General features: G+C 45.4%; 28 protein-coding genes and 1 tRNA gene. 24 read left to right on the forward strand and 5 right to left on the reverse strand.

Annotated elements, in window-relative coordinates; genetic code table 11:
• Window positions 1–54 precede the first annotated feature (54 nt).
• From DQN52_RS03545 to DQN52_RS03565, 5 genes are all read left to right on the forward strand, one after another.
• Window positions 55–828 (forward strand): amino acid ABC transporter permease, encoded by a 774-nt coding sequence (locus tag DQN52_RS03545; protein ID WP_003788693.1) that lies wholly within the window; start codon window positions 55–57, stop codon window positions 826–828.
• A gap of 80 nt (window positions 829–908) precedes the next feature.
• The gene (locus DQN52_RS03550; protein ID WP_003788691.1) at window positions 909–2,471 is read left to right on the forward strand and encodes a TerC family protein; all 1,563 of its coding nucleotides are present in this window, start codon (window positions 909–911) and stop codon (window positions 2,469–2,471) included.
• A gap of 143 nt (window positions 2,472–2,614) precedes the next feature.
• Window positions 2,615–2,923 (forward strand): integration host factor subunit alpha, encoded by a 309-nt coding sequence (locus tag DQN52_RS03555; RefSeq protein ID WP_003788688.1) that lies wholly within the window; start codon window positions 2,615–2,617, stop codon window positions 2,921–2,923.
• Window positions 2,901–3,221 (forward strand): hypothetical protein, encoded by a 321-nt coding sequence (locus tag DQN52_RS03560; RefSeq protein ID WP_003788685.1) that lies wholly within the window; start codon window positions 2,901–2,903, stop codon window positions 3,219–3,221. Before DQN52_RS03555 ends, DQN52_RS03560 begins: the two co-directional genes overlap by 23 nt.
• Before the next feature lie 36 nt (window positions 3,222–3,257).
• Window positions 3,258–3,334 (forward strand) — tRNA-Pro (locus tag DQN52_RS03565).
• 127 nt (window positions 3,335–3,461) lie between these two features.
• Here the strand turns inward: DQN52_RS03565 and DQN52_RS10810 are convergent.
• Genes DQN52_RS10810 through DQN52_RS03585 form a run of 4 tightly spaced genes read right to left on the reverse strand, consistent with a single transcriptional unit; the run spans window position 3,462 to window position 5,468 of the window.
• Window positions 3,462–3,917 carry a hypothetical protein gene (locus tag DQN52_RS10810; RefSeq protein ID WP_143452381.1) on the reverse strand — a complete coding sequence of 152 codons (456 nt, stop codon included), beginning with the start codon at window positions 3,915–3,917 and terminating at the stop codon, window positions 3,462–3,464.
• Window positions 3,907–4,350, reverse strand: coding sequence for a phage virion morphogenesis protein (locus DQN52_RS03575; RefSeq protein ID WP_003786206.1), 444 nt, complete (start codon window positions 4,348–4,350; stop codon window positions 3,907–3,909). Before DQN52_RS03575 ends, DQN52_RS10810 begins: the two co-directional genes overlap by 11 nt.
• A gap of 1 nt (window position 4,351) precedes the next feature.
• On the reverse strand, window positions 4,352–5,254 hold the full coding sequence (locus tag DQN52_RS03580; RefSeq protein WP_003786204.1) for a phage head morphogenesis protein: 903 nt from the start codon (window positions 5,252–5,254) through the stop codon (window positions 4,352–4,354).
• 4 nt (window positions 5,255–5,258) lie between these two features.
• Window positions 5,259–5,468, reverse strand: a complete 210-nt coding sequence (locus DQN52_RS03585; RefSeq protein WP_003786202.1) for a phage portal protein family protein — start codon at window positions 5,466–5,468, stop codon at window positions 5,259–5,261.
• Window positions 5,469–5,519: 51 nt separating this feature from the next.
• On the opposite strand from DQN52_RS03585, the gene DQN52_RS03590 reads away from it, so the two are divergent.
• The 3 genes from DQN52_RS03590 to DQN52_RS03600 all read left to right on the forward strand — a co-directional run bounded on the left by DQN52_RS03590 (window position 5,520) and on the right by DQN52_RS03600 (window position 6,629).
• A complete protein-coding gene (locus DQN52_RS03590) occupies window positions 5,520–6,035 on the forward strand; it encodes a phage major tail tube protein (RefSeq protein WP_032827647.1) in 516 nt (171 codons plus the stop codon).
• A gap of 137 nt (window positions 6,036–6,172) precedes the next feature.
• Window positions 6,173–6,463 (forward strand): phage tail assembly protein, encoded by a 291-nt coding sequence (locus DQN52_RS03595; RefSeq protein WP_003786198.1) that lies wholly within the window; start codon window positions 6,173–6,175, stop codon window positions 6,461–6,463.
• Window positions 6,464–6,497: 34 nt separating this feature from the next.
• Complete coding sequence (locus DQN52_RS03600) at window positions 6,498–6,629, forward strand: GpE family phage tail protein (protein WP_038320346.1); 132 nt, start codon at window positions 6,498–6,500, stop codon at window positions 6,627–6,629.
• Window positions 6,630–6,631: 2 nt separating this feature from the next.
• On the opposite strand, the gene DQN52_RS03605 is transcribed toward DQN52_RS03600, so the two are convergent.
• Window positions 6,632–6,820 (reverse strand): hypothetical protein, encoded by a 189-nt coding sequence (locus tag DQN52_RS03605; RefSeq protein ID WP_032827925.1) that lies wholly within the window; start codon window positions 6,818–6,820, stop codon window positions 6,632–6,634.
• A 49-nt stretch (window positions 6,821–6,869) separates the two neighbouring features.
• On the opposite strand from DQN52_RS03605, the gene DQN52_RS03610 reads away from it, so the two are divergent.
• The 16 genes from DQN52_RS03610 (at window position 6,870) to DQN52_RS03685 (ending at window position 21,409) form a co-directional block, all read left to right on the forward strand.
• Window positions 6,870–7,091, forward strand: a complete 222-nt coding sequence (locus DQN52_RS03610) for a hypothetical protein (RefSeq protein WP_032827923.1) — start codon at window positions 6,870–6,872, stop codon at window positions 7,089–7,091.
• A 222-nt stretch (window positions 7,092–7,313) separates the two neighbouring features.
• Entirely contained in the window at window positions 7,314–7,991 is a 678-nt protein-coding gene (locus DQN52_RS11455; RefSeq protein ID WP_003788929.1) for a phage tail tape measure protein, read from the forward strand.
• A 5-nt stretch (window positions 7,992–7,996) separates the two neighbouring features.
• Window positions 7,997–9,532, forward strand: coding sequence for a phage tail tape measure protein (locus DQN52_RS03620; RefSeq protein WP_269148473.1), 1,536 nt, complete (start codon window positions 7,997–7,999; stop codon window positions 9,530–9,532).
• Window positions 9,532–10,431, forward strand: a complete 900-nt coding sequence (locus DQN52_RS03625; protein ID WP_003785083.1) for a phage tail protein — start codon at window positions 9,532–9,534, stop codon at window positions 10,429–10,431. Before DQN52_RS03620 ends, DQN52_RS03625 begins: the two co-directional genes overlap by 1 nt.
• Entirely contained in the window at window positions 10,428–10,646 is a 219-nt protein-coding gene (locus DQN52_RS03630; protein ID WP_003785084.1) for a tail protein X, read from the forward strand. The genes DQN52_RS03625 and DQN52_RS03630 overlap by 4 nt, the downstream gene beginning before the upstream one ends.
• Window positions 10,646–11,755: a phage late control D family protein gene (locus DQN52_RS03635; RefSeq protein ID WP_032827571.1), complete on the forward strand. Its 1,110-nt coding sequence runs from the start codon at window positions 10,646–10,648 to the stop codon at window positions 11,753–11,755. The genes DQN52_RS03630 and DQN52_RS03635 overlap by 1 nt, the downstream gene beginning before the upstream one ends.
• A complete protein-coding gene (locus tag DQN52_RS03640; protein WP_071461641.1) occupies window positions 11,718–12,329 on the forward strand; it encodes a phage baseplate assembly protein V in 612 nt (203 codons plus the stop codon). Before DQN52_RS03635 ends, DQN52_RS03640 begins: the two co-directional genes overlap by 38 nt.
• Window positions 12,330–12,437: 108 nt before the next feature.
• The gene (locus tag DQN52_RS03645; protein WP_038314558.1) at window positions 12,438–12,812 is read left to right on the forward strand and encodes a GPW/gp25 family protein; all 375 of its coding nucleotides are present in this window, start codon (window positions 12,438–12,440) and stop codon (window positions 12,810–12,812) included.
• Window positions 12,809–13,276 (forward strand): baseplate J/gp47 family protein, encoded by a 468-nt coding sequence (locus tag DQN52_RS03650; RefSeq protein ID WP_081353480.1) that lies wholly within the window; start codon window positions 12,809–12,811, stop codon window positions 13,274–13,276. Before DQN52_RS03645 ends, DQN52_RS03650 begins: the two co-directional genes overlap by 4 nt.
• A gap of 4 nt (window positions 13,277–13,280) precedes the next feature.
• Window positions 13,281–13,577, forward strand: a complete 297-nt coding sequence (locus DQN52_RS03655; protein ID WP_231954121.1) for a hypothetical protein — start codon at window positions 13,281–13,283, stop codon at window positions 13,575–13,577.
• Window positions 13,578–15,032 carry a gp53-like domain-containing protein gene (locus DQN52_RS11110; RefSeq protein ID WP_111694417.1) on the forward strand — a complete coding sequence of 485 codons (1,455 nt, stop codon included), beginning with the start codon at window positions 13,578–13,580 and terminating at the stop codon, window positions 15,030–15,032.
• A 12-nt stretch (window positions 15,033–15,044) separates the two neighbouring features.
• A complete protein-coding gene (locus DQN52_RS03665) occupies window positions 15,045–15,254 on the forward strand; it encodes a hypothetical protein (protein WP_032133698.1) in 210 nt (69 codons plus the stop codon).
• A complete protein-coding gene (locus DQN52_RS03670) occupies window positions 15,199–15,555 on the forward strand; it encodes a hypothetical protein (protein ID WP_003789002.1) in 357 nt (118 codons plus the stop codon). The genes DQN52_RS03665 and DQN52_RS03670 overlap by 56 nt, the downstream gene beginning before the upstream one ends.
• 143 nt (window positions 15,556–15,698) lie before the next feature.
• Entirely contained in the window at window positions 15,699–16,136 is a 438-nt protein-coding gene (locus DQN52_RS03675; RefSeq protein WP_003789006.1) for a DNA adenine methylase, read from the forward strand.
• Between the two features lie 481 nt (window positions 16,137–16,617).
• Complete coding sequence (locus DQN52_RS03680) at window positions 16,618–18,507, forward strand: site-specific DNA-methyltransferase (protein ID WP_080561216.1); 1,890 nt, start codon at window positions 16,618–16,620, stop codon at window positions 18,505–18,507.
• A 1-nt stretch (window position 18,508) separates the two neighbouring features.
• Window positions 18,509–21,409 carry a type III restriction-modification system endonuclease gene (locus DQN52_RS03685; RefSeq protein WP_003785095.1) on the forward strand — a complete coding sequence of 967 codons (2,901 nt, stop codon included), beginning with the start codon at window positions 18,509–18,511 and terminating at the stop codon, window positions 21,407–21,409.

The raw sequence follows: 21,409 nt of genomic DNA on the forward strand, positions 1-21,409 counted from the left end.
AGCCCTATTTTTTGTGCAGGCAGCCTGCACTTTATTTGTTTGATAGAGAGTAGTATGAATTCTGAAGACTGGTTGGCGCAACACAGCCAATTAAAAATTATTTGGGAATATCGCGAAATGTTTGTGAAAGGCGCGTGGATGACGCTGAAACTCACAACATGGGCGGTTGCAGGCGGCGTGGTGCTGGGCTTATTTGGCGCATTGGCACGCATTGTGCGCGTAGAAAAAGGCGGCGCGTTTGCCAAAGCGATTGCGTGGTTATTGCGAACGCTATCGGGCTTGTACGTTACCCTGTTTCGTGGCACACCGTTGTATGTGCAGATTTTTATTTGGCACTTTGTTTGGTCGACCGCGCTGATTAATCCCACAGACGGTTGGTTGATTAGTGGCGACTTGGCAAGCGAAATCCGCCGTAATCACGCCGCGTTGGTGGCAGGCGCGTTGGCTTTGACCGTAAACGCAGGCGCGTACATCACCGAAATTTTCCGCGCAGGCATTCAGTCTATTGATAAAGGACAAATGGAAGCCGCTCGCTCGCTGGGTTTGACTTATCCACAAGCCATGCGCCATGTGATTTTGCCGCAAGCCTTGCGCCGAATGTTGCCGCCGTTGGCAAACGAATTTATCACGCTGCTCAAAGACAGCTCGCTGGTGTCGGCGATTGCAGTGGCGGAATTGGCGTATGTACAAAGTACGATTTCGGGGCGTTATTCTATTTATGAAGCACCGCTTTATACTGTTGCGCTGATTTATTTGGTGATGTCTATCGTGCTGGGCTGGGTATTCTCGTCTTTGGAAAAGAAATACAACACCGCACATCATCGTTAAAATGGCAAAGCAGCCTGCAAATATAGAGTGCAGGCTGCTTTTTCTACTCACATCATTCACCCCACAAGGAAAACAACACAATGGGCATAAGCTGGCTTGCCGAACCACAAACTTGGATAGGTTTTGTAACTTTGTTCATACTAGAAGTCGTACTGGGCATAGACAACTTGGTTTTTGTCGCGATTTTAGCCAATAAAGTCAAACCGTCATTGCGCGACAAAGCACGGCTCACAGGTTTGGCGTTGGCAGTGATTATTCGCATTATCATGCTCGCGTCTATGGCAAAAATCATGACGCTCACATCGCCGTTGATGCAATTATTTGGCATGGCGATTTCGGGCAAAGACATGATTATGTTTGCAGGCGGTATTTTCCTGCTCTACAAAGCCACCACCGAATTGCACGAACGCTTGGAAGGCGTAAACCACTTTCAAGTTGCCGACACCAACAAAAAACACGCCGCATTTTGGGGCGTGGTTGGACAAATTTTGGTACTCGATGCCGTGTTTTCCATTGATAGCGTGATTACCGCCGCAGCAATGGTGGAACATATTGTCGTGGCAATGGCAGCCGTCGTTGTCGCCATGGCAGTCATGATAACCGCCAGCAAACCGCTAACCGAGTTTGTGGACAAGCACCCAACAGTCGTGATGTTGTGTTTGGGCTTTTTGTTGATGATTGGATTTAGCTTAATTGCCGAAGCGTTCCATTTCCACATTCCAAAAGGCTATTTGTATGCCGCGATTGGTTTTTCTATTTTGATTGAAATTTTCAACCAAGTATCGCAAAAAAACAGCAAGAAAAACGAATACATCAACAGCTCGTGGCGACAACGCACCGCCGAAAACGTGTTGGGCATGATGGGCATACGCGAAAGCCTGCTCGCCACCAACGGCGCCCCCACAGACGACAATGAACACTTTGAAGAAAACGAAAAATCCATGATTCGCAGCGTACTCACGCTTGCCGAACGCCCGATTTTTGGCGTGATGATTCCACGCAGCGACATCGAACGCTTGGACATTTCGCAAAGCAAAGACGAACAACGCGCCAAGTTAATGGAATCGCCCTATTCACGAATGCTGGTAGTCGGCAAAGCAGGCGTGGACGAACCGCTGGGCTACATCAACAAAAAAGATTTGCTCAACCATGTGTTAAAAGACGGCGAACTCAATGTGCAGGCTGCTTTGAAGCAACCGCTAATGCTGCCAGAAAGCGCAACCGCCTTGCAAGCGATTGAATTGTTTCGCAAACACAGCGCGGACTACGCTTTGGTGGTGGACGAATTTGGCGCAGTGCTGGGCATGGTAACCATGAAAGACTTGCTGGAAACGATTGCAGGCGAGTTCCCCGAAGAATTTGAACGCCAAGACGAGCCCACCATGCAAGAATGGTCAGACAACAGCGTAACCGTTGATGGCGCGTTGGAATATGTCGAACTCGCACCGCAGTTGGGTTTGCCTGCACCGTCTGATGACATGGAATTTCACACCGTGGCAGGCTTGGTGCTGGAAGAAATGGGCGACTTGCCCGAAGTGGGCGATGCGATTGAATTTCACGGCTGGCGATTTGAAGTGCTAGAAAAAGACGGACACAAAATTGAGCGTGTCAAAATTGAGTGCGTGCCTGAATCGCAAGAGTGAACAAAGTGCAGGCTGCTTTTTAACCATTCAAAAGCAGCCTGCACTTAATTTTGTTATGATTTTTCTACTATTCACTTGAATTAAAACGCACTATTAGGGATAATAGCGACCCTTAATTCTCATCAATAATAGGTAATATAAACATGACACTAACAAAAGCAGAATTGGCCGATATTTTAGTAGATAAAGTCAGCAATCTTGGCAAAAATGACGCAAAAGAGATTGTAGAATTGTTTTTTGAAGAAATTCGCACCACATTGGCACAAGGCGAAGAGATTAAAATTTCAGGTTTTGGCAATTTCCAACTGCGCGACAAACCGCAACGCCCAGGACGCAACCCTAAAACAGGCGAAGAAGTCGCCATTACCGCACGTCGCGTGGTAACGTTCCATGCAAGCCAAAAACTCAAGGGCATGGTAGAACATTATTATGAAAAACAACAAGCACGCTAACCCACAGACGATTCCAGCCAAGCGTTATTTTAGTCTGGAAGAAGCCTGCGATGTAATTGGCGTTCAACCCGAGCAACTGCTGGGATGGCAACGCCAATCTGGCGGCATTTTGGGCAAAGGCGGCCAAACTCTAACCCGATTGGATGTGTTGAAATTGCGCCAGTTGCAATATGGCATTAGCGATTATTTCGCGCGAGAAGCATTGGATAGTGAAGGCAATCCAGTGATTAGCGCCAACGAAATGCGCGACAGACTAACCGCCTTGCTGACACAAATAGACAAGACGCTTGCTAATTAAAGCAAACAAAATTATAATTCGCGACTTTCTTTGAGTCGGAGTGTGGCGCAGCCTGGTAGCGCACTTGCATGGGGTGCAAGGGGTCGAAGGTTCGAATCCTTTCACTCCGACCAATAGATTTAAGGACTTAACCATTTATCGGTTAAGTCCTTTTCCTTTTTGCGCCAAAATTGTATAAAACTTTGTATAAAAGATTTTTTTTACTTACCATCTGGCCATTATTAAATGGAAATGGAATACTTAACTTAATCTGTCAATTTCATCACGCAAATCCAAGCCATAAACCAAATTTGCAGGCTGCACTTCAAGCCATTTAGCCAACTTTACCACCTTATCATTGTGCGGAATCGCTTCACCACGCAACCATTTACCAGCAGCGTGCAAGGTAATCGGTTTACCAAAGTAGCGTAAATTAAATTCACGTTCCAAAATCGAAGCCTTTGGTGCATAGCCTTTTGCTTGCATTGTAACCTTTAATTGATCGGCGAACTGTAATTTTTGAGTCATTTTATCCATAACAGTTACTGAACCCCACCAATATAAATACCCACACCCAAGCAAGATAAACAGGATAAAACGGGACAATTCAAAACAAAGTGGGATTAAAAACTGCAACGCCATTTCACACAGTGAAACAAAAAAACAAAGCGGACAACATCGTCCGCTTTTCGCATTTTTGAGCAAATCACAATCCACGAGCCAACGACGCTTTCACAATATCCAGCAAACGCTTCTCGCCGCCAGACTGCAACACCCCTGAACCATCAATCGGTAAATAAGGACGAGCAGGAATGTGAACTTTACGCCCACGCCCTGCTTGCCCACCTATGTGATGAATTGCTGCATACGGTTTATTAGACCCAATCCGTGCAAAATCATTACCCGACTGCGTAGTCAAACTCGCGGCAAGCTGACCACTTAATTGTAGCGTTTTGCCACCGTCTTTTGCAGCTCGTTTGCTTTGCTGCCAACTTTGACCGCCCCAGCTTTCGCTTTCAAAATTGTCTTCGGACATGCTCAACAATTCCACCGCTATGCTAGACATCATCGGGCGGCGGTTTTCTACGTTTTGCAGCAACCGTGCCATGCCCCTGTCAAAATCGCTTGTGTCTAAACTGATTTGCAACATCTTACGCTCCCAATCCCAATAATTCAGCTACCCACGCCAGCTGTGCCAAAGTCAAAGCATTGCGGAATTTTTCCTGCAACATCATTTCTTTGACCGCCACACGAGCCAATTCGGGTGGTACGTTTTGCGCTTTGTTTATCGCCATTTGTGCGGTGCGTTGCAAAAACGTCTTGCCTTGATTGGCGTTAAATCCTGCATTAAACTGTCTGTCCACGCGAATGCCTGTGCGTTGGGCGTAACGCTGTTCACCTGTGGATTTGTTTTCGCCAATATCTACGGTAATGGTTTCCAGTTTTGGGCTGGGTAATACTTGGCTTTCGCCACGCTCACGCGATAAAGGACGAACATGACAACGGCAACGAAAATCCAACGGCGGATACAAACTCCCCCAAACAGCGTCATCAGCCGAATACACGCGACCGTGCAATTTTCTGTGTGTTTCGCGTGTGCGTTTGTCGTTGATGGCGACATATTGCCAATAGGGGTGCGTGTCTTTTGCGGCAACCATTTCCGCGTATCGAGCTGCCATGTAAGCGGATTGCAAATTGGTTAAATGAATCGTTTTCAGGCAGTATGGGCTGCCAAGTTGTACGTTTTGAATTTCGCCTGTGTCGAGGTTTGGACGTTCTTGTTTGCCCCACCAGCCTTTACTTTGTAATACAGGCGTGAGTTCGCGTTCAAAATCTTTGAATGTTTGCCCTTGTTCGGCTGCCTTAACCACCGCTTGATGAATGTCGTTCGCTACGTCCATGCCCGCCGTTTTCGCAACGGTAAACGCGGAAACGTGTGCGTCATCAAGCATCTCTTGCCAATCCCACGACACGTCCACGCGCTTTTGCTTTAAATAGGCAATCGCATTTTCAGGCTGCATTCCAAAAATGACTTTGATGTCTTCGGCGGTCATGATTTCACTCCGCTTGCACTTCCAAACGCCCCACTAAATCCGCCAAGAAAATCAGTCGTGCCAATTCATCTTGTAGGGCTTGGTCGTTCATGTTTGGATAATTTTCGGCTAATTGATGTAACACGATTTCGGGCGTTGCACCGTTTTGTAAATTCTGAACAAATGTATTTGTGAAATCAGCTTTACCGCCTACGGCATACCCTTTTATACCCAAATCAAAGATTTGGACAAAAGGGCAAGGCAGCTTGAAAGAAAGAGATAAAACATTAGTTCAGTAAACGCGATTTACAACGCCAATGTCTATATTGACGGCGTGAATTTATTGGGTCAGGCAAGAGAGTTCAAAATGCCTGAAATTGAAATCAAACAAGAAGACTTTGACGGCTTGGGCTTGGTGGGACAAATCAAGTTGCCAAGCGGCGTGGAAGCATTGGAGGGCGAAATCACTTGGAACAGCATTAACCCTGAATGGGCAAACAAAGCGTACAACCCATTCAAAGCCGCACAGTTGATGGTGCGCGGCAATTTGCAAACTTTTAACGCGCAAGGCTTAAAAACCGAAGTGCCTGTTGTGATTACAGTCAGCGCGATGTTCAGCAAAAATGCCCTTGGCACGTTTAAGCCGAAAGAGAAATCCGAGCATCCGACCACATTCCAATCAGCTGAATGCCGTGTCGTGATTGATGGGCGCGAATATCTGTATTACAACGCCTTTACCAATACTTATCGCGTAAACGGTTCGGACGCATTGAGCCAATTCCGCAAAAACATCGGCGCATAACTTTCGGTTAGCCTGCAACAACAAAACCAATCTTTCCCAACATCGGCAAAGATTGGTTTTTTAATGCGCGTTAAAAGTCAGCAAAGCAGCCTGCACTTAAACTGCCACTTTCATCAACCTCGTTTAGGAGAACCAAAATGTCTGTTAATCCAGCACAGCAAATCAAACAAGATTTAGGCGTACAAACCATCGTAACCCTGAAATACCCCGTTCGTCTTGCCACAGGCGAAACCCTGCAAAAAGTAACGGTGCGCCGTCCCAAAGTAGGCGATTTACGCGCTGTGATGCACATTGAAAATGAAGCCGAGCAAGGCTTGATGTTGGTATCGCGTGTAACGGGTTTAGTGCCAGAAGATTTAGACGAGTTGGATTTGAAAGATTTGGAGGCATTGCAAGCCACCTTTCGCACCGAAGAAGAAGCAGTTTAACGCACCCAGTCAGCAGCTATTTCACAAACAGCTATTGGCAGCGTGTGCCGATGTGGCGTGGTGGTTTGGGTGGAGCGTTCAAGAAATTTACGATTTGCCATTAGATGAATTTGCCGACTGGCTAGATGAAGTCAATCGGCAAATTAAGGCGAAGTATCAGAAATAGGATTAGGCGTTGCGCTCACGTTCGGCAGCAATTTCGTGCTGTAAATCGCGGCAGTAGCCGTTATTGGTGTCGGCATCATCTTTACCAAACGCAGCGCGGAATACATCGGCAATGCCAGCCAATACCGTTGCTGCAAGCAATGGCAGAAACAGCAGCAAAGCCAAAACCATTATGCCCCAAATAAAAATCATGATAAGCACCTTGTCAATAAACAAGTTTTTAACACGGAAATTATAATACATGGCTTCAGATTTAAGTTTATCTATTAGCGTGTCGGCGGTGGTTGACGGCGCATTGTCGGGTTTAACCAACATCGGCAAGGCGATGAATACGCTCAAATCCACCACCACGAATTTAACCGCTAAACAAAAGGAATTAGGCGAATCATTAGAGCGCAATAAAGACCGTTTGAGCAGTACATCTGCCGCGCATTTGTGGCGGCAATACAATCAAGTTGGTTAAGCAATTGATAAATTAACGCGCAAACACGAACAGCTTGCCAAAATCGCAGCGCGTAAAATTGGCAATCAAGAACAATGGCAAAATTTAAAAGGGCAATGGCAAAACGCAGTCTCTGCGGCTGGTGCATTGATATTGCCTGTTAAGTTGGCAATTGATTTTGAAAGCGCGATGGCAGATGTTAAAAAAGTCGTAGATTTTGAAACACCCGAGCAATTTAAGTAAATGGGCAACGATATTGTGGCGATGAGTCGCAAAATCCCCATGGCCGCGACAAAATTAGCCAAAATCGTGGCGTTAGGTGGTCAATCGGGTATTGCCCAAAACGACTTGATGAGATTTACCGACAGCGCAGCCAAAATGGGCGTGGCGTTTGATGTCTCCGCAGAAAAAGCAGGGCAATCCATGGCGGAATTGCGCTCGGCATTCCAACTTGACCAAAGTGGCGTGGAAACGCTAGCCGATAAAATCAATTATCTGGGCAATACCACACCTGCTGCTGCCAAATGCATTATGGAAATTGTGCAGCGTGTGGGTGCGTTTGGTACGGTGGCTGGATACAACACAGGTACGGTGGCGGCACTTGGCGCAACCATGCGTGGTTTTGGTATTCAAGAAGAAATGGCGGCGACCAGTATTAAAAACATGATGTTGGCACTGGTGGCAGGGGAAACCGCCACCAAAAGCCAAAAAGCAACATGGAAAGAATTAGGGTTTGACCACGAGCAAATCGCCAAAGATATGCAAAAAGATGCGGAAGGCACTACGCTGAAAGTGCTGGAAGCGGTGTCAAAACTAGAAAAATATAAACAAGCATCAACACTGAAAGAATTATTCGGTAGCGAGTCCTTGTTGGGTATTGCGCCATTTCTTACCAGCATTGATACTGTTAAGAAAATTTAGAAGGTGTGAAGAGTGCCGCCAATTTTGACGGCTCAATGAATAAAGAATATGAAGCACGTGCCGCGACTACTGCCAATAATATTCAGTTGTTAAAAAACAGTTTGACGGGACTGGGCATTACAGTTGGCTCAATATTGTTGCCAGCCGTTAATCGTTTTGTTGTTTTGTCCACCAGCGTAGTCAATGCGCTGACCGATTGGGCGCAACAGCACCCTGTTTTAACCCAAGCGATTGTCGGCACAACTGCCGCTATTTTGGCGTTCATTTCTGGCGGTTTTGTCATACGTGTGCTGGGTAATCGTATGATGGCAGTATTGCTTTCGGTACGCGGTGGTTTTGCTGCTTTAAGTGCTAGCATTACTGCGGTTCGTGCAGTCATGCAAGGTGGTGTAGCGTTATCCTCGCTTGAAGGCAATTTAGGTAAGGTAATACGAGCGTTTACAACTGTTCGTACAGCGATTATGGCATTTAGTTTATCTTCCGCAATGGCTTTTGCCCCTGTATTGCTGGCGATTGCAGCGGTCGCGGCCGCAGCAGCGTTGATTTACATTTACTGGAAACCGATTAAAGCCTTTTTTATTGGCTTTTGGGACGGTTTTAAAGACGGTATTGCGCCCATTATGCCTTTGCTGGAAATGATAGGGGCTGGCTGGAAAGGTTTATTTGATTTGGCTGTGGCATTTGTGCAGCCGATTATCGCGTGGTTTCGTGAGCTGGGTTTGGTTAGCGATGAAACGGCGCAAAAATCGCAAAGCATTGGCTATTTTTTTGGCGCGATGTTGGGAACACTACTGGGGAATGTTCAAGCGATTGGCGGTGCGATTATCAACGGTTGGCGCATGATTTTTGATAGCCTGTTTAATGTGGTCTTTATGGTTATTGAACAGGTTAAATCCGTATGGCAAGGCGGATTAAGCAACATGGTTGCGCTGGTAATGAACTGGTCTATTTTGGGCGCAATCCGTGCCATTTTGAATGCGATTGCGGCATTGTTTGGCGGCGAAGTAGGCAGATGGGCAAGCTACGGCGCAAACATGATTGACGGCTTGATTAACGGCATTTCGGCTGGCATTGGACGCGTGGTTGCAATGGCGCAAAATTTGGCAGCGCGTGTGAAAGGTGCATTTACAGGCGCAATGCAAATTCATTCTCCCAGCCGTGTTTTCCGCTCGTATGGCGGATTTATGACCGAAGGCTTGGCGATTGGCGTAAACAAAAGCGCGGATAAGCCCATTGGCAAAATCCGCCAACTGGCAAGTAACCTAAAAAACCGTTTTGCCGAACGAATGAGCGGTTTTCGCAGCGATTTGTCGGCGCGGCTATCTGCCAATGCGGATAATTTAAGCCAAGCGCGAGCCGAATACAGCCAAGCACAATTCAACAATGGCGGTGCAATGACCATTCATTTCAACCCCACGATTAACATCAATGGTGGCGGTAATATGTCCGCACAAATGCAGCAAGGTTTACAAATGTCATTGTACGAATTTGAAAAAACGCTTGAACGTATGATGGCAGAAAAAATACGGAGGGCTTATTGATGTTTGCACAACTGGGCGATGTGAAATTTGAATTATTGAACAGTTTCACGACTCTTGAAGAAACCCACGCCGCCACTTTCGCCAAACACGATGTGTTGAAAGGCAGACCGCGTTTGCAAGCGATGGGTAATGATTTGACCGAGTTACGGTTCGGCATCAAATTGCATTGGAAACTGGGCGATGTGGACACGGCATACAAGGGCTTGATTGCCGCCAAAGAAGTCCAGCAAGCGGTAAGTTTGGTGTACGGTTCTGGGCGATTTGTCGGCTGGTTTGTGATTGAACGGCTGACCAGTCGCACCACGCAAATGGACGGCAATGGTCGCACGGCAGCGCGTGAATTGGACATTGAACTGACCGAATTTGTGGGCGACCCAAATAACCCACTTCCCACACCCGCAATTATTTCAGGCAGCCAAAATCCATTATTGGCAATGCTGCCTGAAAGCGCGAAAAGCCAAGTTTCGCCAATCGTAGAGAATGTGCAAAAAGCCGTGAAAGTCTATCGCACGGTGGAAAAAGAGATTGACGAAGCACAACGCTTGTTTCAGGCTGCCAAAGAGTTGCGCCATGACCCAGCAGGCGCATTGCATATTGTGGGTGATGTATTGGGTGTGGCAAGTGGTGCGTTGGGCAAATTAAACACACTGCCTGAAATCACCGCAAAATTGGGCGATTTAAAAGGCGTAGCCGAATTCGCACTACAAAGTAGCCAAGCGGCTTCGCAGCTGGGTAACGCGGTCGGTGAACTTCGTGCAGGATTTGACAGTGGCAATGTAGGAGATTGGCTAAATAACGGTGCAAACGCGATAGATGCTGCCGCTGAAAGTCTGCAAAACGGCACAGCAGCCGTGCAAGGTTTAATCGCATGGATTGCGACACGAAAGGATGCAACATGAACGGCGTTTTAATTTACACCACGCTCGATGGCGACCGTTGGGACACGATTGCGCATAAGCATTATGGCACCGCTTTTGAGATTGACCGCTTGATTGCAGCTAATCCGCATTTGCCGTTTGCGGAACAGTTTGAAAGCGGCTTGACCGTGTTTATCCCCGTCATACAGCAAAAAATACAACGTAATCAGGAGAAAATGCCGCCATGGTTGAGATAATGAATTTACTTTCAGGCAGCCTGAAAAGCGAAAACCAGCACCCCGTTACACGCCCTGATTTTGTTTTGCAATACGAACAAAAAGACATCACAGCCGACATCGCGCCCTATCTGTTATCGTTTACTTACACGGATTATTTGGGTGAACAGTCAGATGAATTGCAGGTTGAATTTGAAGATACGGACAGGCGTTGGTTGCATTCATGGTTTCCCGAACAAGGGGATAAATTGAGTTTGTCGGCTGGCGACCAGTTCACAGGCTTGATTAACTGGGGTAACTTTGAAATTGCGGAGATTGAATGGGAGCGCAGTCAAAACGGCGGCGACAGAGTAACACTCAAAGCATTAAGCACAGGCATTACCAAAGCCAATCGTACCCTAAAAGCCAAAGCCTATGAAAATACCACGTTGGCGGCGATTGTCCGAATGGTAGCCAAACGACTGAAATTAAACGTTTCAGGCAGCGTGGCGGACATCAAAATCCAACGCGTTACCCAATATCAAGAACGCGATATTGAATTTCTTACCCGATTGGCACATGAATATGGGCATACATTCAAAATTGTCGGCAACAAAACGCTTGTATTTGAAAGTCGTAAACAATTGGTAGAACGCAAAGCGGTGGCTATCTTGCAGCCTGAAAACTTAATCCGTATCCGATTGCGAGATGCGATTAAAAACGTTCCAACTGCTGTGGAAGTATCTAGTTTTAACCACAAAACCAAAAAAACCGTTCAGTCCACGAAAAAGACAAAATCGCGGCGTCAATCGCGAAAGAAACCAGCTAAACGCCCGACCACAAGCGATATGCTTAAAATTGTGGCACGTAGTGGCGAAAGTCAAGCGCAATTAAACCGCCGCGCCCAAGCTGCACTAGACAACGCGCAGGATGAACAATGCGCAGGCAGCGTGTCGTTGTTTGGTCATGCTTTATTGGTGGCGGGGCAGACGGTGCAATTAGTCAAAATAGGACATTTTTCAGGGAAATATTTGGTCAAACAAGCGCGACATGATTACAGCCATTCACGTGGTTATACGACTGAATTGGAAGTCAAAATGATTGAATACATAGATGAAGATACGGAGCAGCAAAATGTTCAGGCAGCCTGAAAATCATGATTTTACCGCCACATTGCAATTTGGTACGGTTGCGGAAATTGACGATAAAAAACACGCTGTACGCGTGGTGCTGCCAGCATTGGAAAATCTGCAAACTGATTGGCTGCCCATGATTACGCTGGCGGCAGGTGGCAATCAGTTTTACTGTTTGCCTGACATGGGCGCGTTGGTGGTTTGCCTGTTGGACGCGCGTGGCGAAAGTGGCGTGTGTTTAGGCGCGATTTACAATGAGGCTGACCCTGTGCCAGCGACTAGCCGTGATTTGCACGTTTTGCAATATGCCAACGGCACGCGCATTCAGCACAATCGCAAGACTGGCGATGTACTCATCAAAACGAATGGAATGGTAACGATTGACGCGGATACCGTTGTTCAAAAAACACTCACGGTAAACGGCTTACTCACTTACACCGCAGGCATGGCAGGTTCGGGCGGTAGTGGTGCAGCTGCCACGATTTCAGGCAGCCTGAAAGCCACAGGCGATATTTCAGCAGGTGCCATTTCGTTACAAAATCACGTTCACACCGAACAAGGCGATGGGGCAAAAACCAGTTCAGCCGAATAAATCAAAACCGTCAAAATTCCTGACATCAGGAAATTTTGGCGGTTTTTGTTTTGTCTTTTTTAATCCGCATTAAAAGCCATTCAGGCAGCCCGAAAGCATAATTGACGCATGAACTACGAACACCCCATTTCCCAACATTGGCAGCTCGCACAAGGCGGTAACGGCATCACGCAAGGTGCGGACGACATTGATTTATGTATCCACAATATTTTGTCCACGCGCAAAGGCGCAGACGTATTACGCCCCAATTTCGGCTCAAACCATTTTGATTATTTGGACACGCCCGAAGACATCTTCGTGCCAAACGTGGTGCGTGAAATCACGCTGGCGATTCAAACATGGGAAAAACGAGCCGTAGCAGAACGCGTACGATTTAGCGGCAACGCCCCACACATCACGATGATTGTGGAATGGCGAATCGCGAACGACATCGCCAGCGAACTCTATCAAACCCAAATTTACGCAACAGGAACAGCAACATGAATGTGAGCGATTTAAAACGCGAAGAAGTCAAAATCGTGGACGACAACCCTGAAACGGTGTTGGCGGAAATGATTGCGGATTACGAATCACGCACAGGCAAAACGCTGCAACCTGCCCACATTGAACGCTTGCTGATTAACACATTCGCCTACCGCGAAACGCTCAACCGCCAGCAAATCAACGAAGCCTATCGGCAACAACATGTCCGTTTTGCCACAGGTTTGATGTTGGATTTATGCGGTGATGACGTGAATACGCCACGATTGGAAGCGTCTGCCGCTCGTTGCACGATACGGTTTCAGGCTGCCAATTTTAGCGGCGAAGTGAATATCCTAATCGGGACATTGGTATCCGTGGGCGATGTCGTTTTTAGCACGATTGAACAAGGTCAATTAAACACCAATCGCACCCAGCAAGATTTACAAGCAGCCTGCACTCAAACAGGCGAACGCGGCAATCCGTGAAATCGTGCGGCGTTTGGGTTTGGGTGAAATCAATCTTGTGGAAGGCTTAAATAGCAAACAGCACAACGCCAAAATCAGCCGAGACGGCAAATACGTTTACGGACACGCCGACCGCTGGGCGCATTACCGCATTGAATTAAACCAAACCATTACCAACGACCAAGCCGCTTTATTACGCAAAACACTACACGCTTTTGCACCAGCACGTTGCGTGTTGGCAGCATTGGATTTTCGTGCTGCTGCCCTGCGCCACAACGGCACAGCCCAGCGCGACGGCACATTCAACAAAGGAACTGCATAAATGGCAAATTTAAAAGAAACCCCAGTCTGGGAAGCAGGCGTTTACCAATGGGAAACATCCGACCCTGTGATGGGTGGTGAAAATGGCATTGACAATAAGCCCACACGCCAGCTCGCCAATCGCACATCATGGCTCAAAGCAGAAATGGCTCGCATTAACGATTTAATCCATGCAAACCAGCAAACAGCTACACAACAATTCGCACTCAAAACCACCACTATCACAGCAGGAGCAGGTTTAACTGGCGGTGGCGTGTTACGCGACAATCAAACTTTGTCATTGGGTAAACCGTCCAAAATCACAGCAACCACAACCAATTTAGCCGTTAGCAATACGCATACGCATGAAATCGATAAAGCCAGTGGTGCGGTGGCAGGCATTGTCATGCTCTCAGCTTCTACCAGCAGCACCGCAACCGACAAAGCTGCGACACCCAGTGCCGTCAAAGCCGCGTATGACCTTGCCGCCAGCAAAGTCAGTTTAACTGCCAACCAAGCCATTGCAGGCAGCAAAACATTCATCAATCCCATTATTGTTGGCGAAACGAGCAGTTGGGAAAAAATGAGATTCAACGTCAAAGGTGGACACTGGCAACTTGAATTTAATCCTGCTGGCATAGACGGTAAATCTTTGAATTTTCTGTTTACTTCGTCCGAAAAGAATCCGCAACAAACACGCATTCGCTTTCCAACCGTTACCAAGCATCAAAACGTCGCCTATGAAAGTTGGGTGGAGGGCGCGATTAACAAAGTTGTGGGACGTTTTGCCGCCAGTAACCACACTCACACATGGGCAAGCATCACAGGCAAGCCAGCCACGTTTGCCCCAGCAGCGCACACCCACACCGAATATCTACCCAAAACAGGCGGAACGATTGATGGAAATTTAAAAATTCAAGGTCATTCAGATAATTGGTATGGCAGTTGGATAAACAATACCAATGCTTTGGGCAGTGCTTTTTTACATTTAGCAACAGGCGGAATCACTCGTGCAGGGATTGAAACTTCCCACGAAGGCAACGGCTCATGGCGCATCGCTTTGATGGGAACAGCACAAGGCGATATCAACCAAGACCGCCACGAACAATTAATGACAGTTAGCGCCGCCAGCGTTTGGACAAAAGCTTACGGCAGCCTGCACGATTACTTCACGCGCCGTAATGAGTTCGCCGTTCAAGCCACAGATAACGGCTATACCCGATTACCCAATGGCTTAATTTTGCAATGGGGCAGTTTCTATTACAACGATTTGCCCAGCTGGAATAATACATTTGATATCACCTATCCCATTACATTTCCAAACAAAGTATTGTCGGTTGTCGCCTGCGGTGCAGGCTACCAAGGCACGCCAACCAACGCCGCCACTTTGCGTAATCACAATTTCACAGCCTATGTACGAGAAATGTACACAGGTGCAGAGGCTGGCGGAGTGCGCTGGTTTGCAATCGGTTTTTAAAGGAGATAATCGATGAGTATTTATTTTGATTACGGCGTACAAACATTTTTTGACGACACCATTCACGAAACCGTACCTCAAACCGCGCAAACCATTACTGCCGAGCAGCACCAAGCCTTTTTAAATGCATTAAATCAAGGCGCGTACATTACCCAAGATTTGCAAATTGTACCGCGCCCAAGTACCGCGCACGTTTGGCAGAACGGTAAATGGCGTATATAGCTGCTATTCCAGTTCAATCCGAGACGGCGGTGTGCGCTTCAAAGTCATGCCCTTGCCGCCTGACAAGTGGGATTTAATCCGCGTGGATTTGCCTGAGCAGCGCATACATGAGTTTTACGCTCAAACCAAAGGTGCGAAGTACGATTGGGCTGGCTGTTTGGGGATTGCCTTACCTGCCTTGCGCCAAAACGTGAAAAAATGGTTTTGCAGCGAATGGTGTGCAGGCTGCTTGGGTTATGACCAGCCTGCGCGGTTTAGTCCGAATGGGTTGGCGAAACAGCTTTCAGGCAGCCTGAAATAGCAAAAACCCTGTCTGAAACACAGACAGGGTAGACAAAACAAAAACGGCTGCGTGGCGGTGTAACGAGCACCGTTCCCACGCCTGCACGCTACGCCACCCGAATTACTGACTGATATTCAACGTGCAGCACGGTTCTTTTATATTTGCAGTGCAATACCTTTGGTGGCAAAACAACGGGTCAAACATTTGGTACAGCGACGACAGAAAAAGCATGGAATGCAACGCAAATCGCCGAAAAATTGCAGGCTGCACGACAACGGCTAGGTGGGGTATTCATTGAAAACGAACCGTGGCAACGTTGTGTCAAACGCTACGACCGACCGCATACATTCTTTTATGCCGACCCACCGTACTGGCAAGTCACAGGTTACGAGCGTGTATTTGATTGGACGGAATACGAACAGCTTGCTCAAACGATGCGAACCATGCAAGGTAAGATGATGTTGAGTATTAATGACCACCCCGATATTCGCGCATTGTTTGCCGAGTTTAATATTACAGAATTGCAGCTAGCTTATTCTGTGGGGCGCAAAGCAGAAAGCCGCATACAGCGTGGTGAGTTGGTTATTTGTAACTACTGATTTCAAGCAGCCTGCAACAACAAAAGCGACTGAAACGTCGCTGTTGTTATGTTTGATGCTATAAATTCAAATCCAAACGTTTATGGTATCAAAGGTGCAGCGGTTTTATAGGCCAAAGAAGCCATATTCAGGATTGTGGGTATTAGGGATATTCATCATCCTGTCTCCATTAATTGATGACTGCATGATGCCTTTGGTTTATGGTAATAGCCAGCGATGAGATTGCTCAATTTGCACAGTTGTAAAAAATCCTGCTTGCAATAAGCAGGATTTGAAACTTTGTTGCACGGTATGAAATAAATAGTAAGTGGGTTTATCTTGCAAAATGTGGGGAGAATTTCGCGCGTAGCATCAAGTTACGTTAAATTATGTAACTTACATTACAGAAATATGATTGATAGTTACGTTATTTTCTTTACTTAAAGTTACGTTAAAACTAAAATGGGCTTATTTCAAGATTGCAACCATTCTAGAGAAGCCAATGACCAATTTAGCTCACGAAACTTTGTTTTCATCCAACACGCAGCCTGAAAACGAACGGCTCGCACTCTTAAAACAGCATTTTCCTAACTGCTTTGATAAAAACGGCGCATTTTTGCCTGAAAAAATGGCTGAAGAATTGCACGCAAAAGGCGTTGCCACGCAAAAAGAAGGTTACAGCCTAAATTGGCTGGGTAAATCCTATGCCAAAGTATTACGCGATTTGCCGCCTGAAACCTTATTAGTTGAACATACAGCGCACAATAGGCTGCCTGAAAACGCCAACAGCGAAAATATCCTAATCAAAGGCGATAATTTGGAAGTGTTGAAACACTTAAAACACGCCTACAAAAATCAAATTAAGATGATTTACATTGACCCACCATATAACACAGGTTCGGACGATTTTGTGTATCAAGATAACCGCAAATTTACACCTGAACAACTGGCGGAGTTAGGCGGCATGGATTTGGACGAAGCCAAGCGCGTGCTGGAATTTACCGCGAAAAAATCCAATTCCCACAGCGCGTGGCTGACGTTTATGTATCCGCGTTTGTATATTGCGCGTGAATTGTTGCGCGATGACGGCGTGATTTTTATCAGCATTGACGGAAATGAAGTATCCCAATTAAAAATATTATGTGATGAAATTTTTGGCGAATCCAACGTAGAGCAATATGTGTGGAATCTATCTGATTTTGAAGAGAGTTCCTTCACCAAAACAGCATCTCACACCGTCCGTTTTGAACATGAATATATTATTGCTTGTTATAAAAAGAATAAATCTTTAGGCAGATACAAAGAATATCGCTTGCTTGATAGAACTGATTTAACCAACGCTGATAATGACCCACGCGGAGAATGGTTTTCGGGCAATATTTCAAGAAACGGCATCACATCAACAACTGGCAGCAAATATTTCACTATCACAACACCAACAGGCATTGAGTATTCAAGAAACTGGACGATTGATGAAGACGAATACAAAACGCTATTGGCTGATAACAAAATCTATTTCGGCAAAGATGGGAATGGCGTGCCAAGATTAAAGATGTTTAAAACAGACGCTTTCATGAGTATTCAAAGTTCCATTTTTTCGGGTGTGAAAACATCTATTTCAGGGAAAAACGCAATCAAAGAATTATTTGATGATATGGAAGTTTTTTCCTTCCCTAAACCAATAGAACTGATACACAGACTGGCTAGTATTACCATTCAACCCAAAGATTTAATTTTAGATTTCTTTGCAGGTTCTGGCACAACCGCCCACGCCGTGATGCAACTGAATACCGAAGACAATGGCAATCGCCGTTTTATTTGCGTTCAGCTGCCTGAAAAAACCGATGAAAAATCCGAAGCGCATAAAGCTGGCTATCAAACTATTTTTGATATTACCAAAGCGCGTATTGAAAAAGCCGCCGCTAAAATCCAAACTGAAAACCCTGATTACACAGGCGATTTGGGCTTTAAAATTTTCCAAACCGAACCGAATTTTCAGACGGCATTGGACGTGGATTTTGACCCTGCACAAACAGAAATCCCCGATAGCAAAAACGCCATGTTGAGCGATGAACAATTACACACGCTTTTAACCACTTGGCGTGTTTATGATGGTTGCAGGCTGCCTGAAAATGTACAACCTATTGATTTGGCAGGCTATACGGCTTATTACTGCCGTCAGCATTTGTATTTGTTGGCGAGCGGTTTTTCGTCTGAATGCGTCAAAGCCTTGATTGAAAAGCTGGACAATGACAAGGATTTTATCCCTGAACGCATTGTTTTATTTGGTGAAAATATGGACAGTGCTATGCAAAAAGAACTTGCCCAAGCGGTGAAAACCTATGCCAATAAAAAAGGCTTGAACAATTTAAGCGTATTGGCGAGGTATTAAAATGGCTGGTTTTACTTACGAAAAAAATTTACCCCACCAAAAGCGAGCGATTGAATCGGTTTTGAGCGTGTTTGACCGCGTGTATTTAAAAAATGGTAGCCGTGATGAAAATCCCGAAATCGTGTTTTCAGGTAGCCTGAAAGCCGATAATTTGCAAAAAATCCAGCAAATTAACGGCGTAAGCGATATTGCGCTTTCAGGTAGCAATGTGCTTGATATTACCATGGAAACGGGTACGGGCAAAACCTATACTTACACCAAAACCATGTTTGAATTGAACCGTGTGTTGGGTATTTTCAAGTTTATTGTGGTTGTGCCGACCCTTTCTATTAAGGCAGGCACGAAAAATTTTCTGCAAAGTCCCACGCTTGTCGAGCATTTTCGCAAGGATTTTGCAGGGCTTTATGGCGAAACGGAAATTAAATTGTATGTGGTGGAAAGCCAAAAATCCAAAGCGAAAAAATCATCTATGCCATCTGAAATCGTGCGTTTCGTGGAAACAGACGATACGCAGAAAATCCATGTTTTGCTGATTAACGCAGGTATGATTAACTCCGACACAATGGCTGGCAAAGACAAGGGCAATGATGGCAGTCGTCTGATTAAGGACAAATATCATGTGCCGTTTGAGGCGTTGGCGGCGGTGAAGCCGTTTGTGATTGTGGACGAACCGCATAAACTTCCCCAAGGCAAAAAGACTTGGAAAAATTTATTGAAATTCAATGCCCAATTTATTTTGCGTTATGGCGCGACTTTCAATAATCAATTTGAAAATTTACTGTATCGCCTAACCGCCGTTGATGCGTTTAATGATGATTTGGTCAAAGGCATTCGCGCCTTTACCGAACAGATTGACGGCGACAATGGCGAGCGGATTAAATTGTTGGATTTGGACTGCAAAGAGGCAACTTTTGTTTTAAATAAACAAGAATTTAAATTAAGCAAAGGCGATAATTTAAGCCGTATTCATCAAGCCATTAACGATTTGTTTGTGTCGGAAATGAATAAAACTACGCTGGTGTTGAGTAATGGCATGGAGCTGAAAAAAGGCGACACCATCAATCCGTATTCATACAGCGATACGGTGCGAGATAAAATGATGCGTCAAGCGGTAAGACAACATTTTATTTTGGAAAAACAATTACTCACACGCAATGGCGGACGGATTAAACCGCTTACGCTGTTTTTCATTGATGATATTGCTGGCTATCGTGATGAACAAAATCAACTTTCAGGCAGCCTGAAAACGCTGTTTGAACAAATGGTTAAAGCGGAATTGGAAAGCTGTCTAAAAACCGAAAACGATGAATTTTTACGTCAATATTGGCAAACGGCATTAAACGATATTTCCAAAACGCATGGCGGTTATTTTTCACGCGATAACAGCGACAAAGACGAAAAAATCGAGCAGGAAGTAAATGAAATTCTGCACGATAAAGAAAAGTTATTATCGTTGGACAATCCGCGCCGTTTTGTGTTTTCCAAATGGACGTTGCGTGAGGGTTGGGATAATCCAAATGTGTTTCAGATTTGCAAATTGCGTTCAAGTGGTTCTGAAACCAATAAATTACAGGAAGTAGGGCGTGGCTTGCGGTTGCCTGTGAATGAATACATGGCACGCGTAAAAGACCATGAGTTTTTCTTGAATTATTTTGTGGATAATAGCGAAACGGATTTTGTCAAAAAATTGACCGATGAAGTGAATAATGCGGTTGTGAAACCAATTGAATTTATTGCTTTAACAGATGAATTGATTGAGAAAATTCGGACTGTTTATCCCGATGAAAGCAAAAAGAGCATTCGCAATAAATTAGCGGATTTAACCGATGACGATGATGTATTTTTAGAAAATGGTTTTGCCCAAACCAGAAAATTATTCCCGAAAGCCTTTGAAAGTGCAGGCAGCCTGAAAAACGGCAAAATCACGCGTTCAGGCGATAAAGCGACCAAAGTCAAAATGCGCGAGGGCAAATATGATGAATTAAAAGTATTATGGGAAACCATTAACCAAAAAGCTTTGTTGCAATACAAAATTGGCAATGAAATCGAGTTTTTAAAACTGTTTACCCAGTTTTTGCGCGAAAATACCGATAAATTTACGCCAACAGGTATTCGCACGATTCAAAATGAAATTCGTGTAGAAAATAGCCGTTTAACGGTAACGCAAATTGATGGTTTGCATGATGAAACGTTTGAGTCAATCAATACGATGGATTATCCAGCGTTTTTATTGAAATTATCGCAAGTTGCCTTGATTCAACGCTCTACTTTGCACCAAGCATTTGTTGCGGTGCGCAATACATTGGATATAACCAAGTATCTGAATGAACAAACAATTACCAAAATTCAGGCAGGCTTTGACCGCTGGCTGTTGTTAAACTCATTTAATGCTTTTGAAATTGGTTACAACCGTGTTAATGGCAGTATTCACCCAACCAAGTTTACCAATGCAAAAGGACAACCATTGGCGGAAATCAATGCGGCTGATTTGGGTACGCAATTTGATAATGAACATAATCCGTTGGCGGAATTTTTGTTTGAAAGTGTGTTTTATGATAGCGCATTAGAGCAGGAAAACATGATTGATAAGCAGGTTCGAGAAGTGGTGGTCTTTACCAAAATCCCGAAAAACTCAATCAAAATACCTGTTGCAGGCGGCAGTAGTTATTCGCCCGATTTCGCCTATATTGTGAAAACTGATTTAGGCGAAACGCTAAACTTGATTTTAGAAACGAAAAATGTCCAAGACAACGATTCTTTACGTCAAGAAGAAGTGAAAAAAATCGCGCACGCGCAGGCATTGTTTAGCGAAATTAGCCGCGATGTAAATGTTGTTTTTCAAACACAATTTGAAGGTGATAAGATTGCGAAATTGCTTAATCAATCGCTGCTGAAAAGTTAG

This window comes from Kingella kingae (assembly GCF_900475905.1).
In the GTDB taxonomy this organism is placed as follows: Bacteria; Pseudomonadota; Gammaproteobacteria; order Burkholderiales; family Neisseriaceae; genus Kingella; species Kingella kingae.

What these genes read in the sequence shown, in the direction of transcription:
- DQN52_RS03545 (WP_003788693.1), top strand. Translation starts at nt 55, where the DNA reads ATGAATTCTGAAGACTGGTTGGCGCAACACAGCCAATTAAAAATTATT.
- DQN52_RS03550 (WP_003788691.1), top strand. Translation starts at nt 909, where the DNA reads ATGGGCATAAGCTGGCTTGCCGAACCACAAACTTGGATAGGTTTTGTA.
- DQN52_RS03555 (WP_003788688.1), top strand. Translation starts at nt 2,615, where the DNA reads ATGACACTAACAAAAGCAGAATTGGCCGATATTTTAGTAGATAAAGTC.
- DQN52_RS03560 (WP_003788685.1), top strand. Translation starts at nt 2,901, where the DNA reads ATGAAAAACAACAAGCACGCTAACCCACAGACGATTCCAGCCAAGCGT.
- DQN52_RS03575 (WP_003786206.1), bottom strand. Translation starts at nt 4,350, where the DNA reads ATGTTGCAAATCAGTTTAGACACAAGCGATTTTGACAGGGGCATGGCA.
- DQN52_RS03580 (WP_003786204.1), bottom strand. Translation starts at nt 5,254, where the DNA reads ATGACCGCCGAAGACATCAAAGTCATTTTTGGAATGCAGCCTGAAAAT.
- DQN52_RS03595 (WP_003786198.1), top strand. Translation starts at nt 6,173, where the DNA reads ATGTCTGTTAATCCAGCACAGCAAATCAAACAAGATTTAGGCGTACAA.
- DQN52_RS03605 (WP_032827925.1), bottom strand. Translation starts at nt 6,820, where the DNA reads ATGATTTTTATTTGGGGCATAATGGTTTTGGCTTTGCTGCTGTTTCTG.
- DQN52_RS03610 (WP_032827923.1), top strand. Translation starts at nt 6,870, where the DNA reads ATGGCTTCAGATTTAAGTTTATCTATTAGCGTGTCGGCGGTGGTTGAC.
- DQN52_RS11455 (WP_003788929.1), top strand. Translation starts at nt 7,314, where the DNA reads ATGGGCAACGATATTGTGGCGATGAGTCGCAAAATCCCCATGGCCGCG.
- DQN52_RS03625 (WP_003785083.1), top strand. Translation starts at nt 9,532, where the DNA reads ATGTTTGCACAACTGGGCGATGTGAAATTTGAATTATTGAACAGTTTC.
- DQN52_RS03630 (WP_003785084.1), top strand. Translation starts at nt 10,428, where the DNA reads ATGAACGGCGTTTTAATTTACACCACGCTCGATGGCGACCGTTGGGAC.
- DQN52_RS03635 (WP_032827571.1), top strand. Translation starts at nt 10,646, where the DNA reads ATGAATTTACTTTCAGGCAGCCTGAAAAGCGAAAACCAGCACCCCGTT.
- DQN52_RS03640 (WP_071461641.1), top strand. Translation starts at nt 11,718, where the DNA reads ATGAAGATACGGAGCAGCAAAATGTTCAGGCAGCCTGAAAATCATGAT.
- DQN52_RS03645 (WP_038314558.1), top strand. Translation starts at nt 12,438, where the DNA reads ATGAACTACGAACACCCCATTTCCCAACATTGGCAGCTCGCACAAGGC.
- DQN52_RS03650 (WP_081353480.1), top strand. Translation starts at nt 12,809, where the DNA reads ATGAATGTGAGCGATTTAAAACGCGAAGAAGTCAAAATCGTGGACGAC.
- DQN52_RS11110 (WP_111694417.1), top strand. Translation starts at nt 13,578, where the DNA reads ATGGCAAATTTAAAAGAAACCCCAGTCTGGGAAGCAGGCGTTTACCAA.
- DQN52_RS03665 (WP_032133698.1), top strand. Translation starts at nt 15,045, where the DNA reads ATGAGTATTTATTTTGATTACGGCGTACAAACATTTTTTGACGACACC.
- DQN52_RS03680 (WP_080561216.1), top strand. Translation starts at nt 16,618, where the DNA reads ATGACCAATTTAGCTCACGAAACTTTGTTTTCATCCAACACGCAGCCT.
- DQN52_RS03685 (WP_003785095.1), top strand. Translation starts at nt 18,509, where the DNA reads ATGGCTGGTTTTACTTACGAAAAAAATTTACCCCACCAAAAGCGAGCG.